The organism is Micrococcus sp. PSi08 (assembly GCF_054960655.1).
The window spans coordinates 1-16,254 of the sequence record NZ_JBHNYP010000005.1 but is presented as its reverse complement, the minus strand read 5'-3'; the positions used below and the strand labels follow the sequence as shown (position 1 = coordinate 16,254).

Genomic DNA, 16,254 nt, shown 5'->3' with positions numbered 1-16,254 from the left:
CCACATGCGCCTCGCCTGCGTGCCCCACCCTGGCCCCGTGAAGCAGACCACCGCACCCCTGTCCCACTCCGCCTCCCGCCGTTCGGTGCTCGCCGCGGCGTCCGCCGCCGTGCTCGCCCCCGCCGCCCTCGCCGGCCCCGCCGCCGCCCGTCCGGCCCGCCACACCCCCGGTGGCCTGGTCGCGTCCCGTCTGACGCTGCCGTCCGGCGTCGCCACCGGCGATGTCACCTCGAACTCGGCCGTGCTGTGGGCGCGCTCGTCCGGCCGTTCGCGCCTGCACGCCACGCTGCGCGCGGTCGACGAGGACGGGAAGGCGCTGCGCGGCCGCTTCTCTCGCGGGCTGACCCTGCGCTCCGGCTGGGTCGACGGGGCCACCGACCACACGGCGAAGATCCTCGCGGACACGCTGCCCTCCGGCACCCGCTTCGAGGTGACGTACGCGTTCGAGGACGAGGCCGGCCGCCTGGGCGAGTCGGCCGTGGCCCGCTTCACGACGGCGCCCGGCGCGCGGTTCGGCCGGAAGACCTCCGCCGCCCAGTCCTTCGTGTGGACCGCGGACACCGCGGGGCAGGGCTACGGCATCAACCCGGAGATCGGCGGCATGCGCGGCTACGCGGCGATGCACGCCACGCAGCCCGACTTCTTCCTGCACTCCGGCGACACGATCTACGCGGACAACCCCATCCCGGAGACCCTCGAGGTGGCCGGCGAGCCCACCTGGCGCAACCTCGTCACGGAGGAGACGTCCAAGGTCGCCGAGACGCTGAACGAGTTCCGCGGCCGCCACCGCTACAACATGATGGACGACAACCTCCGCGCCCTGTACACGGACGTCCCCGTCATCGCCCAGTGGGACGACCACGAGACGACCAACAACTGGTGGCCGGGCGAGGTCCTCGAAGACCCGCGCTACACCCAGGTCCGTGACGTGGACACACTGGCCGCCCGCGCCCGCCGCGCGTGGCAGGAGTACATGCCGATCGCCGACTCCACGGCCCTGCGCCGCGGCTCCGGCTTCGAGCCCGCCCGCATCTACCGCAGGATCCCCCGCGGCGCGACGCTCGACGTGTTCGCCCTGGACATGCGCACCCACAAGGGCGAGAACACCCCGGGGCTCGAGACCCACGAGACCCCGATCCTGGGCGAGGAGCAGCTGCAGTGGCTCATCCGCGGGCTGCGCGCGTCGACCGCCACGTGGAAGGTCATCGCCAACGACCTGCCGCTGGGCCTGATCGTCCCCGACGGCACGGGGCAGGAGTCCCTGTCCAACGGCGACGACGGCGCCCCGCTGAGCCGCGAACTGGAGATCGCCCGCCTCCTGAAGGCGATCAAGGACCACGGCGTGAAGAACGTCGTGTTCCTCACCGGCGACGTCCACTACTGCGCGGCGCACCACTACTCCCCCGACCGCGCGGCGTTCACCGACTTCGAGCCGTTCTGGGAGTTCGTGGCCGGCCCCATCAACGCCGGATCGTTCGGCCCGAACACACTGGACGGCACCTTCGGCCCTCGCCTGGACTTCGAGGCGCACGGGCCGGTCATGGGCTCGCCGCGCTCCGGCGAGCACCAGTACTTCGGCCACGTCGAGATCCCCGAGGACGGCCGCGAGTTCCGGGTGCGTCTGATCAACGCCGCCGGCCGGACGGTGTACTCGCGCACGCTGACGGCGGCCTGATCCGCCGTGCCGCGCGGCGGGTGACGCTCCCCAGCGGGGCGTCCCCCGCGGTGTCGGCGGCGTCGGCGGACCGTCAGTCGGTGATCAGGCCCTCCTCGCGGAGCCAGTCCCACGCGACCTGGGTGGGCTCCTCGCCGTCGACGTCCACCCGGGCGTTCAGGCGCGCGGCCGTCGCGTTGTCCAGGCGCGCGGTCACGGGCGCCAGCAGGTCGGCGATCTCGGGGTGCTCGGCCAGGACCTCCTCGCGCACGATGGGGGCCGCGTTGTACTTCGGGAAGAAGCTCAGCGGGTCCTGCAGGGTCGTCAGGTCCAGCGCGGCGATCCGCCCGTCCGTGGCGTACGCCTCCCCGAAGGTGCACGTCCCGTCCGCCACCGCGGCGAACACCGCCCCGATGTCCATCTGGCGCAGCCGGGATCCGGTGGGCCGTTCGATCCCGTAGGCCTCGAGCATGGGCAGGAATCCGTCGTTGCGGGCGGCGAATTCGGCGCTCACGCAGAAGGACTGGTCCTCCGTGGGGAGGTCCTTGATGTCCGCGAGTGTCTCCAGGCCGAGCTCCTCCGCCCGGTCCTGGCGCACGGAGAAGGTGTAGGTGTTGTCGAGTTCGGCCGGCGGCAGCCACACCAGGCCCTGTTGCGCGTCCTCGTCCCGGACCGCGGCCCACTGCGCCTGGGCGTCCGGGATCGGATCGGTGTGGCCCAGGTACGTGATCCAGGCGGTCCCCGTGTAGTCCCACTCGACGTCCACGACGCCTGCGACCTGGGCCTGGCGCGCACTGAGCGAACCCGGCATGTTGGTCAGATCCTCGACGTCGGCACCCGCGGAGCGCAGCAGGATCGCGGTGATCTTGCCGAGCACGACGCCCTCGTTGAAGTTCTTGGACCCCACCGCCACGTGGGCGCCCTCGAGGTCGATCCCGGCGACGTCGCCGGCGGGCGTGCCCGAGGGCAGGTAGCCGCCGGCGGTGCTCAGCCCGCACCCGGACAGGACCAGGGAGGCCGCCAGGCCGAGCGCGGCGAGCGCGGCACGAGCGGGGGTCCGGCCGCGGCGGCGGGATGGGATGGTCGCGCGCGAGGTGGTCATGCGAGCCCCCTCGGGGTGGCCAGCGTCTCGACGAGGCGGCCGATCCACTCGATCATCAGGGCGAGGGCGGCCACGAGGATCGCCCCCGAGACGAGCAGCGGGAAACGGAACAGGACGATCCCGGTCTGGATGAGCAGGCCGAGGCCGCCGGCGTCGATGAACGTCGCGAACGCCCCGGTGCCCACCAGCAGCACCAGGGCGGTCCGCAGACCCGCCATGATCACGGGCAGGGCCAAGGGCAGCTCCACCCGGAGCAGGGTCTGCAGCGGTGACATGCCCATGCCGCGGGCCGCCTCGACGACGGTGGGGTCGACGCCCCGCAGCCCGGCCAGGGTGTTGGCCAGCACGGGCAGGAACGCGTAGAGGGACAGGGCCAGGACGGCGACCCGGAAGCCGAACCCCCACGCCATGGCGAGCAGGACGATCACACCGATCACGGGAGCGGCCTGGCCGGCATTGGCCAGCCCCATGGCGACGGGGGTGAACCGCCGGGCGGCGGGGCGGCTCAGCAGCACGCCGAGCGGGACGGCCGTCGCCACGACCAGAACGGTGGACACGCCGACGAGGGCCAGGTGCTCGGCGGTGAGGCGCAGGACGGTGGGCCAGGTCAGCAGCCGGGCCTCGACGTCGTCGAGGGCGGCTCCGCGCACCCAGACGGTCCACCCGATCAGCAGGGCGGCCACGAGCAGCGGCAGGCCGATCAGGAGCAGGCGGTCCTCGGCGGAGGCCGCACGCAGCCGGGCGATCATGGCCGAGCCTGCTCGTCGCCGGCGCGGGCGTGCGCGCGCAGTGTCGGATAGTCGAGCAGACCGATGACCGTGCCATCACGGACCACGGCGATCTCCTCCGTCGGGGCCATGACCAGCGCGGCGAGGGCCTCGCTGATCGGGGTGGCCGCGTCGAGCACGGGCTCGCCCGGCAGCGTGCCCGTCGGGTGCGGTGCGATCGGGCGCAGCGGCAGCGAGTCGACCGACCGCAGCCCCAGCCGTTTGAGCCCCGCCCCCGACCCCACGAAGTCGGCCACGAACTCGGTGGCCGGCCGCGCCAGGACCTCTTCGGGGGTGGCGTACTGGGCCACGTGCGCGCCGGGTTCGAGCACCAGGATCCGGTCGCCCAGGAGCACGGCCTCGTCCACGTCGTGGGTGACCATCACGATGGTCTTGCCCACCCTGGCCTGGATGTCGAGCATCTCCTGCTGCAGGCGCTGGCGGGTGAGGGGGTCCACGGCGCCGAAGGGCTCGTCCATGAGCAGCACGGGTGGATCCGCCGCGAGGCCCCGCGCCACGCCGACGCGCTGCTGCTGTCCGCCGGACAGCTCGCGCGGGAAACGGTCCCGATAGATCGCCGGGTCCAGGCCGACGAGCTCGAGCAGCTCGTCCACACGGTCGGCGATGCGCCGGCGGTCCCACTTGAGCAGGCGCGGCACCAGGCCGACGTTCTCGGCGACGGACAGGTGGGGCATCATCCCGCCGCCCTGCACGACGTAGCCGATCTGACGGCGCAGCCGGGTGGGGTCACGGCGTGTGATGTCCTCCCCGCCGATCAGGATCCGCCCGGAGGTGGGCTCGATGAGGCGGTTGATCATCTTCAGCGAGGTGGTCTTGCCGCAGCCGGACGGGCCGACGAACACCACGGTCTCCCCCGCGGGGATGATGAGGTCCAGGGCGTCCACGGCGGGACGGTCCTGCCCCGGATAGAGCTTCGTCAGGGACTCGAGACGGATCTCGGCCCCGGCGTCACGGTCGGTGCTCATGCGCGCAGTCCCTTCGAGATGGTGAGCCGGCCGAGCAGCACGAGCAGCCCGTCCAGGACGAGGGCGACGACGACGATGCCGAGGGTGCCCACGAGGGCGTAGTTCAACGCGTTGGCGCCGCCCAGGGAGACCAGCCCCGTGAAGATGTACGAGCCCAGTCCGGGCCCCAGGACGTAGGCCGCGACCGCGGCCACGCCCATGCCGAGCTGGCCCGCGACCCGGATGCCGGTGAGGATCACGGGCCAGGCCAGCGGGAGACGCACCCGGGTGAACAGCGCCACCGGCCCCATGCCCATCCCCCGGGCGGCCTCCAGCACCTCCGGGTCCACGCCGCGCAGACCCACGAGCGCGTTGCGGAGGATGGGCAGCAGGGCATAGAAGACCACCACCACGACGGCGGGGACGGTCCCGATGCCCACCAGGGGGATCAGGACGCCGATGAGCGCGAAGGAGGGCAGGGTCAGCCCGACGGCCGTGAAGGCGTTCGCGATCGGGGTCAGGGCCTTGATCCGCGTGGCGATCACGGCCAGCGCGATGGCGAGCACGGTGGCGATGGCCAGCGCCTGCAGCACGAGCCACCCGTGCTGCCACGCCCGGAAGAGGATGTCGGGCCAGCGTGAGGCGAGGAACTCGCTCATGCGGCCTCCACGCCGGCAGCGCACCCCTGGGCGGCCCGGGCGTCTGCGGGGCGGGGCAGGACCGTCATCGTCGTCTCCTTCGGTCCGGGTGGGTCGGGCGTGCTCTTGCACGCTCCCCGAGATGGTGGCGCTCCCTGTGTTCTGCGCCACGAAGGGGGTCACCGGCACCGCCAAGGATGGCCTACCGACCGGGCGACGGGCAGGACGGCCTCCGCTAGCGTGTCGGCCATGTCTCGCTCCCACTCCGATGCCCTCGACGCGTCCGGCCCCGACTCCGGGGGCGCCGTCGCCGTGCCCCGCCGCCGCGTCGGCCTGCTGCCCCGCATCCTCGTCGCGATCGTGGCCGGCGTCCTCGTCGGCCTGGTCGCGCCGACCTGGCTCGTGCAGGCCTTCGCCACCTTCAACGGGCTGTTCTCGAACTTCCTGGGTTTCATCGTCCCGGTGCTGATCCTGGCGCTCGTCGCCCCCGCGATCGGCGACATCGGCCGGGGCGCGGGGAAGCTGCTGGCCCTGACCGGCGGCATCGCCTACGGCTCCACCCTGGTCGGCGGCTTCGGCGCCCTGCTGGTCTGCCTGCTCGTCTTCCCGCTGATCCTCACGCCCGGGTCCTTCGAGGGGATGGCCAACCCTGAGGACGCGCTGCTCGGCCCGCTGTTCGAGGTGCAGATGGACCCGCCCTTCGGCGTGATGACGGCCCTGCTGCTCGCGTTCGTGCTCGGCATCGGCCTGACGATGCTGCCGCGCGGCGCCCTGCACGAGAGCTTCGACCAGCTGCGATCGATCATCGAGCGGGTCGTCATGGGCCTGATCGTGCCGCTGCTGCCCGTCTACATCTTCGGCGTGTTCCTGAACATGACCGCCGCCGGCGAGGTCTTCAAGGTCATCACCACGTTCCTCGGCGTGATCCTGCTGGTCTTCGGCCTCACCGTGGTGCTGCTGCTCCTCCAGTACGTCGTCGCGGGCGCGATCGCGGGCCGCAACCCGTTCACGGCACTGAAGACGATGCTGCCGGCCTACGCGACGGCCCTGGGCACCTCGTCCTCGGCGGCGACCATCCCGGTGACCCTGCGCCAGACCCTGCTGCTCGGCGTGCGCCGGCCGATCGCCTCGTTCGTCGTGCCGCTGTGCGCGACGATCCACCTGGCCGGCTCCACCGTGAAGATCGTCTCGTTCTCCATCGCGGTGCTGTTCCTCTCGGGCCAGTCGATCGACGTCCCGGTGTTCGTGGGCTTCATCTTCATGCTGGGCGTCACCATGGTCGCGGCGCCCGGCGTGCCCGGCGGCGCGATCGTGGCGGCCTCGGGCCTGCTGACCTCGATGCTCGGCTTCACCGAGCCGCAGGTCGCGCTCATGGTCGCCACGTACATCGCCATCGACTCCTTCGGCACCGCCACCAACGTGACCGGCGACGCCGCCATCGCGATGATCGTCGACAAGATCGCCGGAGACCGTCTCATCGAGGACTCCGAGGACGAGGGCCTGGAGCGCCTCGACGACGAGGGGGCCGCGACCGGCGCCGACGCCGGCTGACCCGCCCCGCACACACCACGGCCCCCTCCCTGTCTGCAGCTCAGGGAGGGGGCCGTCGTCGGGACGGGCGGTGTCAGCCGCGCAGATCCCGCTCCGCCTCGGCGCGCACCGCGCGCCGCTGCCCCGGGGAACGCACGACGACGTCGCTCATCTCCTCGAGCGTCTTGCCCTTGGTCTCGGGGACGAAGGCCGCCACGAAGGCCAGGGACAGCGCCGCCATGACCGCGTACAGACCGTAGGCGAGGGTCAGGCCGATGTCCGCCAACCACGGGAACGTGGTGGAGACGGTGAAGTTCGCCGCCCACTGCGCGGCGGCGGCCACGGCGAGCGCGCCGGCGCGGATGCGGTTCGGGAACATCTCGCCCAGCAGCACCCAGACCAGCGGACCCCAGGTGGCGCCGAAGAACACCACGAAGGCGTTCGCGGCCACCAGCGCCACCGTGGACCACGGCTGCGGCAGGGAGACGGACTCGGCGCCGCCGGTCTGCGCGAAGGAGAAGGCCAGTGCCATCAGGCCGAGGCTGACCGTCATGCCGGCGGAGCCGGCGATCAGCATGGGGCGACGGCCGACGCGGTCCACCAGGGCGATCGCGATGAGGGTGACGGCGATGTTCGTGACCGAGGTGATCACGGTGACCGTGAGGGCGTCCGACTCCCCGAAGCCCACCGAACGCCACAGGGTGGTGGAGTAGTAGAAGATCACGTTGATGCCCACGGCCTGCTGGAAGACGGAGAGCAGGATGCCGATCCACACGATCGGCTGCAGGCCCGCCGACGGTCCGCGCAGGTCCGCCAGCGACTCGCGGCGCTCCGAGTCCAGCGAGCGCCGGATGTCCTCGATCATCAGGTTCACCCGGTCCACGCCGGTGAACTCGTGCAGGACCTCGGCCGCCTCGTCCGTGCGGCCGCGGGCGACCAGGTAGCGCGGGGACTCCGGCAGCTTCAGGGCGAACAGGCCGTACAGCACCGCCGGGACGGTCTCGGCCAGGAACATCCAGCGCCAGGCGTCGACGCCGAGCCAGAACGGCTGCGCCGCTCCCCCGGCCATCGTCGCGAAGAGCGCGTCCGTGAGCAGCGCGGCGAAGATGCCGAGGACGATCGCCAGCTGCTGGAGCGAGCCGAGGCGACCGCGCACATGGGCCGGGCTGACCTCCGCGATGTACGCCGGAGCGATCACGGACGCGGCGCCCACGCCCAGGCCGCCGACCATGCGCCAGAAGATCAGGTCGACCACGCCGAACGCCAGGCCCGAGCCGATGGCGGAGACCAGGAACAGGATCGCGGCGATCACCATCACGGGCACGCGGCCGCGGCGGTTGGCGATCGGCCCGGCGAACCAGGCGCCGAGCGCGCAGCCGATCAGCGCCGAGGAGACGGCGAAGCCCGTCAGACCGGCGCCGAGGCCGAACTCCCCGGCGAGGGCGTCCACGGCACCGTTGATGACGGAGGTGTCGAAGCCGAACAGGAAGCCGCCGAGCGCGGCGGCGACCGAGATGCCGACCACCTTGGCGTTGAGGCGAGACGTCGCGGCGCCGCCGGACCGGGTCGCTGTCATGGTGGGTCCTCTCTGGGTGGCGCCCGACGGCCGGCTGCGCGCCGGTGCGTCCGCACAGTGTGTTCTCCGCTCGGCGAGCGTGCAAGTCGCACAGCCCCTCCCCCGCCTCCCGACGAGGCGGCGGGACATCAGGGGGAACCGTGCCCGCTGCGCCCGCCGTGGTCGCCGCCGTGCCGGGAGGTCTGCCGCACAGGGCTGCGGCAGACGGCGCCTCGGGTCACGGGGCAGAATGAGGGCCATGTTCGTCGTCCTGGGCCCCGCCCCCGCCTCCGTCGGCAGCCCCGGCGCCTGGTGGGCCCTGGACGGGGAAGGCGACGGCGCCTCTCCCCTGGGATCCTGCGCCGCCGGGTCCGTGGCCGGGCTCGTGGCCGGTCTGCCCGCCCGCCTGGGCGTGGACCCGAGCACGGTCCGCTGGGTGCTCGCCGACGTCGGGACGGAGTACGCCGCCTGGCTGGTGGCGGGGGTGCGGGTGGATCGGTGCTGGGACCTGGCCCTCGTCCAGCGGATCCTGCGGCACGCGGCAACGGCGCCGGGCAGCGGGGTGCGTTACACGCCCGTGGCGCAGCTCGAGGTCGCCGACCCGACGGAGCCCGTGCGCCCGGCGCGGGTGCCCGCCGGTCAGGAGTCCTTCTTCGACCTGCCGGACGAGGCCGGCCCCGCTCCGGACGTCACCGTGCTCGCGGCGGAGCTGGCCGCGCAGCGGGCGGCCGTCGAGGGCTCGGCCCACCCCCACCGGCTGCGGCTGCTCGCGGCGGCGGAGTCGCAGGGCGCACTCGTGGCCGCAGAGATCCGGGCGGCGGGTCTGCCGTGGGACCGGGGCGTGCACGAGGCGCTCCTCGCTGAGCAGCTCGGCCCCCGGCCTGCACCGGGCGAGCGTCCCGCCCGCCTGCAGACCCTGGCCGAACGCATCGCCGACGTCCTGGGCTCCCCCAGGCTGAGCCCCGACTCGCAGCCGAGCCTGCTGCGGGCGCTGCAGACGACGGGCGTGGCCGTGGAGTCCACGCGGCAGTGGGACCTGAAGCACTGGATCGACGCCGGCGGCGCGGAACGCGAGGCGCGGGCCGCGCTGCTCGCGCCGCTGCTGGAGTACAAGGCCCTGGCTCGGCTGTGGACGGCCAACGGCTGGCACTGGCTGGACCAGTGGATCGGCGACGACGGCCGGTTCCACGCCGCCTACCTGGTCGGCGGCGTGGTGACCGGGCGGTGGGCCGCCCACGGCGGCGGGGCCATGCAGGTCCCGGCCGGGGTGCGCGACGCCGTCCGCGCAGACCCCGGGTGGACGCTGACCGTGGCCGACGCCTCCCAGGTGGAGCCGCGCATCCTCGCCGCGATGGCCGCCGACGAGGCGCTGGCCCGTGCCGGGACCACGCCCGACCTGTACCGGGAGGTGGCGGAGCAGGGCCGGGCGGCCGGCACCGCGCTGGCCGACCGCGGGCGCGCGAAGATCGCCCTGCTGGGTGCGATGTACGGCTCGACGACGGGCGACTCCGCGGCGCTCATGCCGCACCTGCGCCGGCTCTACCCCCGAGCGATCGGCCTGCTCGAGCGGGCGGCCTCCGTCGGCGAGGGCGGCGGCCAGGTGTCCACGTGGCTGGGCCGCTGGTCCCCCGCACCGGGGCGGAAGTGGCAGGAGTCCGTGTCCGACGTCGGCACCCAGGCCGCCGAGTCCGCGGCCCGGCGACGGCGGCGCTCGCAGGGCCGCTTCACCCGGAACTTCGTGGTGCAGGGCACCGCGGCCGAGTGGGCGCTGTGCTGGATGGGCGAGATCCGTCGTCGAATGCGCTCGGCCGGCATGCGCACGGAACTCGTGTTCTTCGTCCACGACGAGGTCGTCCTGCACGGCCCGGCCACGGAGGCCGAGGCCGTGCGGACGGTCGTGGCGGAGTCCGCGAGCGCCGCCGGCCGCCTGCTGTTCGGCCCCGCCCCCGTGGACTTCCCGCTCACCGTCTCCAGCGTGGGGTCGTACGCGGACGCGAAGTGAGGGGCGTTGGGGGGTCAGGCGCCGTCGTCGGCTGGCTCAATCTCCGCCCGCCGGGCTCGGATCTCCTCGGCCTTGGCGAGCATGCGCTCCTCGCGCTTGGCCTGCAGGGTCCGACCCAATCGGCTGGCGCCCTGCTTGGCGTCCACGGCGTTGGTCTCGACAGCCGTCTTCACCTCACCCGCGAACCCCTGCGCGGCCTCCAACCACCGCTTCCCGGCGACGCGCCCGAGGGCGTCGAGCTCGATGTCCGTGTGCGTCACGAACTCGACCACCTGATCGGTCACGGCATTCGACCCCCGGGTGACGCGGCGCGAGCTGATCGGGTTGGCGACGTAACCGAGGTTCTTCAGGGTTCCTGCCTCGACGAGGGACTCGTTGATTCGCCGGAGTGCCTCAGCGATCCGCGCGGTGCGGTGCACCCGCGCGGCCACGAGGCCCTCGCGGTGCTCGGCCAGCAGCTCGGGTTCGTCCTCCTCCACACGCGCCAGCTCGAGCAGCTGCTGTCGGTCCTGGACGGCCATCGAGCGGGCGAGCATGCCGAGCCAGAACTGGACGTCCTCCTCGGCCGCGCCGACGACCTTGGCCAGCTTGTCCACGTCTGCCTTGGACGCGATGACGCGGTCCGCGACGGCGGCCAGCTGCGAGACGGCTTCTGCCTGCACCTGCTGCAGCAGCAGCGAGTTCTGCTGAACCTTGGACCAAGTGACGGCGGAGACCCGTCCGGTCGATCCGTGGACGGCCTCGGCCTCTTCGATCGCGAAGACGATGCCGCCCAGCTGACCGGCGATCTCGAGCTTGCGCTGCTTCAGGAGGCGATCGAGCTTCTCGTCGATGACGGCCAGATAGTCCTGGATGTCATCGAGCGCGGCCATGATCTGCAGCTGGGTGTTGGCTGCCGCCAGCGCGGCCACGGCCGCGGGGTTGGCCAGCGGGGTCGCCGTGAACGAGAGGTGCTTCACGATCTGGCCTCCGGAGCCGCCGGCGACGTCCTTGCGCCGCAGCACCCCCGAACTCAGGTTCTTCACGCCCAGGGCTTTGACCGTCTCGTAGGACTTGTCGTCCAGCCGGAGATAGCGTGCCCCCTCCAGCTGCGCCTGGGAGATCCCCTGCACCAGCGTGCTCAGCTTGGCCACGAGCGACGGCGTGACCACCTTGGCCCGCACGTCCTCGGCCTGGTCCAGCAGATCGAGGGCCCGGGACGGGCCCCAGACCAGCAGGCCCTGGTCTGCCGCGAACACCTGCATCTCGTCGTGCGTCTCGCTCATGCGTGAAGACTACGGCCTGACGGAGCAGTTCCGGGCCCCCTCAGTTCGCCTTCTCCACCACCGGGGACCCGAGGTGCCTCTGTCCCGCACCCGACGCCGGCGGGACGGGGCGGCAGGGCGTCGACCGCGGTCATGGCCTCCGTGCGCCGCACCGGGCCGAGGACCCTGGGACCTGGCACGATGCGGGACGAGGGCCGATCCTGGAGAGCGCCCGAGACACCCCCGAGAAGGAGACCGCATGCCCGTCGCCCCGCGTCCGTCCGACGACGCCGCGTCCTCGGTCTTCACCCCGCACCAGCAGCGCATCCTCGCGGTGCTCCTCATCCCGATCTTCATGTCCCTGCTGGCCGTGTCCAGCATCAACGTGGCCCTGCCCGCCCTGCAGCGGGGCCTGGACGCCAGTGACGCGGAGCTGCAGTGGGCCATCTCCGGCTACACCCTCGTGTTCGGCATGGTGCTCGTGCCGGCGGGCCGGGCGGGTGACCTCTTCGGACGACGCCGGCTGTTCATGGTGGGCCTCGGCGTGTTCGCGCTCGGTGCGCTCCTGTCCGGCCTGGCGCCCACGGGCGTCCTGCTCGTGCTCGCGCGCCTGGTCATGGGCGTGGGCGCGGGCCTGCTCAACCCGCAGGTCACCGGCTTCATCCAAAGCGAGTTCTCCGGCACCTCCCGCGCCCGGGCGTTCGGGGCGCTCGGTGCCGTCGTCGGGGTGTCCGTGGCGGTGGGGCCGCTGCTCAGCGGCGGGCTCATCGCGTGGCTCGGCGGCGACCTCGGCTGGCGCGCGACCTTCCTGGTGAACGTGCCGATCGCCCTCGGCGCCCTCGTCGTGGCCCGCCACTGGCTGCCACGCACCGCCCCCGAGCGGGCGCGGCGCCCGGACCTGGACCCGGTCGGCGTCGTCCTGCTGGCCGGCGCCCTCGTGGCCGTCATGCTCCCGTTCCTGGACCGTGAGCTCGGGCCGTGGCGGTTCGTGCTCGTGCCCGTCGGCATCGGCCTGACCGCCCTCTGGACACGCTGGGAGGCCCGCTACGCCCGACGGGGCCGCGCCCCGATGGTGGACCTGCGCCTGTTCCAGACCCGCAGCTTCGCGTGCGGCGCCCTGCTGATCGCCATCTACTTCACCGGCTCGACCAGCATGTTCGTGGTGATCGCCATGTTCATGCAGAACGGGCTGGGCTACCCGGCGCTGCACGCCGCACTCATCGGCCTTCCCTCGGCGGTCATGTCGAGCGTGATGTCCACCGTGGCCGGTCGCGTGGTGCTGCGCACGGGCCGGAAGATCGTCGTCCTCGGCATCGCGCTGGCGCTGCTCGCCGTCGTGGGCTCCATCGGGGTGGCGTGGGCCAACCGGGAGTTCGGCCTGAGTCCGTGGTGGCTGCTGCTCACCCTCGCCATCTTGGGTGCCGGGCAGGGGTTGGTGGTCTCCCCCAATCAGACCCTCAGCCTGGCCGAGGTCCCGCCGCGGCACTCCGGCACGGCCGGCGGCGTCCTGCAGACCGGCCAGCGCGTCGGCACGGCCGTCGGCACCGCCGTGATCGTGGGGGTGTTCCTGGGCGTCGCCTCCGGTGCCGACTGGGACGGGGCGTTCATGGCCGCCTTCGCGCTGGTGGCGGGGTGCATGGCGCTCGCGCTCCTCGTCGCACTCGCGGACCTGCGCGGACCACGGACGGCGGCGCCCCGTGGCTGAGCCCCGCCCCGGCGACATGCGCGTCACCCCCGGCCCCGGCGCACCCCGCGGGCTGGTCATCCCCGCGGGCGAACTCGTCGAGCGCTTCTCCCACGCCTCCGGCCCGGGCGGTCAGGGCGTGAACACGGCGGACTCGCGGGTCCAGCTCAGTCTGGACCTGGCGGCCACCTCCGCCCTCGACGACGTCCAGCGCGCCCGCGTCCTCGCACGGCTGGCGCCCCGGCTGGCCGGCACGGTGCTCACCGTCAGCGTGGCGGAGCACCGGGCCCAGCGGCGCAACCGGGTGGCCGCCCGCGAGCGGCTCGCGGCGCTGCTGCGCGAGGCCCTCGCCCCGCCGACGCCGCGGCGGGCCACGACGCCGACGCGCGGCTCCCGGCGGCGCCGGCTGGAGGCCAAACGCCGTCGCTCCGAGGTGAAGCGCACGCGCCGCCGCCCCGGCCTCGACTGAGGCCGCTCGCAGGCGGCGGCTCAGTCCCGCGCGGTCACCCCACGGCCGGCGGCCGAGCGGTGACCCCACGCGTCGCCACGCCGGGCGAGGTAGTCCTCTTCGGGCCAGCTGCTCACCCCGGACACGCGCATCCTCACCACCCGGCCGTCGTCGCCGAGGTCGAACGGGATGCGCTCCCCCGACGCGCCGAAGCCGTCCTCGTCCTCGGGCAGGAACGTGGTGGCGTCCAGCGCTCGCAGCTCGTGCATCCTGTCCCGGGGGCCGGGGGTTCCGGGGTCGATCAGCACGAGGCGCTCGCCGGCGCGAACCACGTCCGTCTCGCCCCACAGGGAGACGTAGCGGCCGGTCAGCCGGTCGAGGTCGTCGGTCGTGACACCGGTGGGCAGCGCCTGCCCGTCGGCGGCGTCCTGGGCGAGCAGGTCGATGAGCTCGACGAGGCCCACCGCGAGCGCGTCCGCCGGACCGTCCACGGCGTTGGTGAGCACGCTGACGGTCAGACCGGTGGCCGGGTCCACCAGGGTCCGGGTGATCTGCCCGGGGAAGCCGCCGGAGTGGCCCACGAGCCGTCGTCCGCCCACGCTGATCCCGATCAGGCCGAGCCCGTAGGTGCCGGTCCCGGTCCCCCGCGGGAAGGAGGCCTCGGCCCGGTGCATCAGGCGCAGCGCGTGCTCGTCCAGCAGCTCACGCCGATCCAGTGCGAGAGCGGAGAAGAAGCGGCTGAGCTCCTCCGCCGTGGAGACGAAGCCGGTGGCCGCGGCCAGCGCGCCGGTGGCGGTCGGTGCCACGCTCACCCGACGCCCACGGCCGTGGGCCCGGGTGTGGCCGACGACGGCCCGGCCCGCCGCGTCGTCGTCGATCTCGGGGCGGGTGTCGGTGAGGTTGAGCGGGACGAGGATGTCCTCCGTGACGTGCTCGGCGTAGCCGCGGCCCGTGGCTGCCTCGATGATCGCCCCGAGCAGGCCGTACCCGATGTTCGAATACTTGAACCGCTCCTGCGGGGCGTAGGTGGCGCCGTGCTCCCGGACGATCGCGCGCAGGGCGTCGGCGTCCGGGAAGGGGCCGTCGAGCTGCCAGTGGTCCGCGTCCACCCCGTCGCGGATGGCGCCGGAGGTGTGCGAGAGCAGCTCGCGGACGGTGACCCGGGCCAGCGGGGTGGCGGCACAGTCGGGCAGTCGTCCGGCCACGGTGTCGTCCAGGCGCAGACGACCGGTGGCGACCAGGCGCAGCACGGCGACGGCCGTGAAGGTCTTGGAATGGCTGGCCACGCGGAACAGGTGGCCGGTGGTCAGCTCCGCCCCGGTGGCCTCGTCGGCCACCCCGAACGCGGCGGAGAGCACCAGCTCGTCGCCGAGCCGCACGGCCACCTGGGCGCCGGGTACGTGCCGCGTCTCCACCTGGGTGGCCAGCCACCGGGACAGGTACGGGGCCGCCTCCCGGAGGCGGTCGAGGGACGGAGCGGGCGGCGGGGCGGGGGTGGTCCGGGTCACGAGAGGCCACTGTACGATGCCGGCCGCGCGGGCTCAGACGCGGGTGTTCTGCGATTCCGGGGCCAGGGGCGCGTGGGCGGGGTTGGACAGGGAGAGCACGACGGCGGCCACGCGCGGGTGCTCGAGGAGGGCGTCCTCCACGCGCTGGAGCAGGACCGCGGCCTCGCTCTCCCGCTCGTCCCCGGCCAGGTCCACGGCCCCGACGACGAAGAGCTTCTCCGGGCCGACGTACTCGAGGTGCAGGTAGCTCACGGAGAGCACCTCGGGCCGCTCCAGCAGCCAGCGCAGCACCCGGGTCCGGATCACCGGGTCGGCGACCTCGCCGACGAGGAACGCCATGTTCCGCGAGAGCAGGAAGATCGCGACGACCCCGAGCAGCACGCCCACGAGGATCGAGCCGGCGGCGTCCCACCGGGGGTCCCCGGTGAGCTGGTGCAGGGCGAGGGCGGCGGCCGCGATGGCCAGGCCGATCAGGGCCGAGGCGTCCTCCACCCACACGGCGCGCAGGGTGGGGTCCGAGGTCTGGCGCAGGAACGTGGCATCGCTGATGTGCCGCCGCTCCGCGTCGCGGCGGACGCGCCGATGCGCGTTCAGGAACGAGATGCCCTCGAGCACGAACGCGACGGCGAGCACGATGTACGCGATCGTGTACTCCGCCTCCTCCTCGGGGGCGGACCAGGCCGTGATCCCGTGCCAGACCGAGACCGCCGAGCCCACCGCGAACAGGCCGAAGGCCGCGACCATCGACCACACGTAGGCCGCGCGCCCGTAGCCCAGCGGGTGCCGCGCGTCGGGGGCTCGGCCGGCCCGACGCTCCGCCAGCAGCAGGAAGACCTCATTGCCGGCGTCGGCCCAGGAGTGCGCGGCCTCCGCCACCATCGCGGCTGAGCCGGTGACCGCGCCCACGATCGACTTGACGACGGCGATCACCGCGTTCACGCCGAGGGCGATCAGGACGGTCAGCAGGCTCTCGCCGCCGGTCTCGGCGGCGGGCGGGGCGACGGCGGGCGGGGTACGGGTCATCCCCCGAGTCTGCCCCTGCAGGCGGGTGCCGGGCCAGGCTCGCCATGTCCGGGTCCGCCGGTCCGGGAGCGCGAGATGGGGTCCACGCGGATCGGCGTCGCCGAGCCCGTGAGGTCTCCGCGTGCGCGGCCTAG

At 73.4% G+C, this 16,254-nt stretch carries 13 protein-coding genes; 5 read left to right on the top strand and 8 right to left on the bottom strand.

The genetic code is table 11. The features are described 5' to 3' along the window. Positions 1 to 37: 37 nt before the first annotated feature. On the top strand, positions 38 to 1,675 hold the full coding sequence (locus ACFI33_RS02510) for an alkaline phosphatase D family protein (RefSeq protein ID WP_127445837.1): 1,638 nt from the start codon (positions 38 to 40) through the stop codon (positions 1,673 to 1,675). Between the two features lie 73 nt (positions 1,676 to 1,748). Here the strand turns inward: ACFI33_RS02510 and ACFI33_RS02505 are convergent, their stop codons facing one another. Genes ACFI33_RS02505 through ACFI33_RS02490 form a run of 4 tightly spaced genes read right to left on the bottom strand, consistent with a single transcriptional unit; the run spans position 1,749 to position 5,147 of the window. Continuing rightward, on the bottom strand, positions 1,749 to 2,756 hold the full coding sequence (locus ACFI33_RS02505) for a glycine betaine ABC transporter substrate-binding protein (RefSeq protein WP_036316435.1): 1,008 nt from the start codon (positions 2,754 to 2,756) through the stop codon (positions 1,749 to 1,751). Then, on the bottom strand, positions 2,753 to 3,505 hold the full coding sequence (locus ACFI33_RS02500) for an ABC transporter permease (protein WP_036316433.1): 753 nt from the start codon (positions 3,503 to 3,505) through the stop codon (positions 2,753 to 2,755). Before ACFI33_RS02500 ends, ACFI33_RS02505 begins: the two co-directional genes overlap by 4 nt. Continuing rightward, positions 3,502 to 4,509, bottom strand: a complete 1,008-nt coding sequence (locus tag ACFI33_RS02495; RefSeq protein ID WP_036316431.1) for an ABC transporter ATP-binding protein — start codon at positions 4,507 to 4,509, stop codon at positions 3,502 to 3,504. Before ACFI33_RS02495 ends, ACFI33_RS02500 begins: the two co-directional genes overlap by 4 nt. Then, the gene (locus ACFI33_RS02490) at positions 4,506 to 5,147 is read right to left on the bottom strand and encodes an ABC transporter permease (RefSeq protein ID WP_002855197.1); all 642 of its coding nucleotides are present in this window, start codon (positions 5,145 to 5,147) and stop codon (positions 4,506 to 4,508) included. The genes ACFI33_RS02495 and ACFI33_RS02490 overlap by 4 nt, the downstream gene beginning before the upstream one ends. 228 nt (positions 5,148 to 5,375) lie before the next feature. Between ACFI33_RS02490 and ACFI33_RS02485 the strand changes: the two genes are divergently transcribed. Beyond that, a complete protein-coding gene (locus ACFI33_RS02485) occupies positions 5,376 to 6,677 on the top strand; it encodes a dicarboxylate/amino acid:cation symporter (protein WP_036316429.1) in 1,302 nt (433 codons plus the stop codon). A gap of 73 nt (positions 6,678 to 6,750) precedes the next feature. Here the strand turns inward: ACFI33_RS02485 and ACFI33_RS02480 are convergent, their stop codons facing one another. Continuing rightward, positions 6,751 to 8,232, bottom strand: a complete 1,482-nt coding sequence (locus ACFI33_RS02480) for a sugar porter family MFS transporter (protein WP_060973553.1) — start codon at positions 8,230 to 8,232, stop codon at positions 6,751 to 6,753. 238 nt (positions 8,233 to 8,470) lie between these two features. On the opposite strand from ACFI33_RS02480, the gene ACFI33_RS02475 reads away from it, so the two are divergent. Continuing rightward, positions 8,471 to 10,213, top strand: a complete 1,743-nt coding sequence (locus ACFI33_RS02475; protein ID WP_336575286.1) for a bifunctional 3'-5' exonuclease/DNA polymerase — start codon at positions 8,471 to 8,473, stop codon at positions 10,211 to 10,213. Between the two features lie 14 nt (positions 10,214 to 10,227). Here ACFI33_RS02475 and ACFI33_RS02470 read toward each other — a convergent pair whose 3' ends face one another. Beyond that, a complete protein-coding gene (locus ACFI33_RS02470; RefSeq protein ID WP_041104976.1) occupies positions 10,228 to 11,478 on the bottom strand; it encodes a hypothetical protein in 1,251 nt (416 codons plus the stop codon). A 238-nt stretch (positions 11,479 to 11,716) separates the two neighbouring features. Here ACFI33_RS02470 and ACFI33_RS02465 point away from each other — a divergent pair, with 238 nt between their 5' ends. Both ACFI33_RS02465 and arfB read left to right on the top strand, forming a co-directional pair. After that, on the top strand, positions 11,717 to 13,162 hold the full coding sequence (locus ACFI33_RS02465; protein ID WP_127435461.1) for an MFS transporter: 1,446 nt from the start codon (positions 11,717 to 11,719) through the stop codon (positions 13,160 to 13,162). 16 nt (positions 13,163 to 13,178) lie between these two features. After that, a complete protein-coding gene (gene arfB / locus ACFI33_RS02460) occupies positions 13,179 to 13,610 on the top strand; it encodes an alternative ribosome rescue aminoacyl-tRNA hydrolase ArfB (protein ID WP_002855208.1) in 432 nt (143 codons plus the stop codon). 20 nt (positions 13,611 to 13,630) lie between these two features. On the opposite strand, the gene ACFI33_RS02455 is transcribed toward arfB, so the two are convergent. Next, positions 13,631 to 15,097, bottom strand: a complete 1,467-nt coding sequence (locus ACFI33_RS02455) for a serine hydrolase (RefSeq protein ID WP_127435302.1) — start codon at positions 15,095 to 15,097, stop codon at positions 13,631 to 13,633. Between the two features lie 33 nt (positions 15,098 to 15,130). Then, positions 15,131 to 16,120: a cation diffusion facilitator family transporter gene (locus ACFI33_RS02450; RefSeq protein WP_036338702.1), complete on the bottom strand. Its 990-nt coding sequence runs from the start codon at positions 16,118 to 16,120 to the stop codon at positions 15,131 to 15,133. Between the last annotated feature and the right edge of the window lie 134 nt (positions 16,121 to 16,254).

What these genes read in the sequence shown, in the direction of transcription:
- ACFI33_RS02485 (WP_036316429.1), top strand. Translation starts at nt 5,376, where the DNA reads ATGTCTCGCTCCCACTCCGATGCCCTCGACGCGTCCGGCCCCGACTCC.
- ACFI33_RS02465 (WP_127435461.1), top strand. Translation starts at nt 11,717, where the DNA reads ATGCCCGTCGCCCCGCGTCCGTCCGACGACGCCGCGTCCTCGGTCTTC.
- ACFI33_RS02500 (WP_036316433.1), bottom strand. Translation starts at nt 3,505, where the DNA reads ATGATCGCCCGGCTGCGTGCGGCCTCCGCCGAGGACCGCCTGCTCCTG.
- ACFI33_RS02495 (WP_036316431.1), bottom strand. Translation starts at nt 4,509, where the DNA reads ATGAGCACCGACCGTGACGCCGGGGCCGAGATCCGTCTCGAGTCCCTG.
- arfB (WP_002855208.1), top strand. Translation starts at nt 13,179, where the DNA reads ATGCGCGTCACCCCCGGCCCCGGCGCACCCCGCGGGCTGGTCATCCCC.
- ACFI33_RS02450 (WP_036338702.1), bottom strand. Translation starts at nt 16,120, where the DNA reads ATGACCCGTACCCCGCCCGCCGTCGCCCCGCCCGCCGCCGAGACCGGC.
- ACFI33_RS02505 (WP_036316435.1), bottom strand. Translation starts at nt 2,756, where the DNA reads ATGACCACCTCGCGCGCGACCATCCCATCCCGCCGCCGCGGCCGGACC.
- ACFI33_RS02480 (WP_060973553.1), bottom strand. Translation starts at nt 8,232, where the DNA reads ATGACAGCGACCCGGTCCGGCGGCGCCGCGACGTCTCGCCTCAACGCC.
- ACFI33_RS02475 (WP_336575286.1), top strand. Translation starts at nt 8,471, where the DNA reads ATGTTCGTCGTCCTGGGCCCCGCCCCCGCCTCCGTCGGCAGCCCCGGC.
- ACFI33_RS02470 (WP_041104976.1), bottom strand. Translation starts at nt 11,478, where the DNA reads ATGAGCGAGACGCACGACGAGATGCAGGTGTTCGCGGCAGACCAGGGC.
- ACFI33_RS02490 (WP_002855197.1), bottom strand. Translation starts at nt 5,147, where the DNA reads ATGAGCGAGTTCCTCGCCTCACGCTGGCCCGACATCCTCTTCCGGGCG.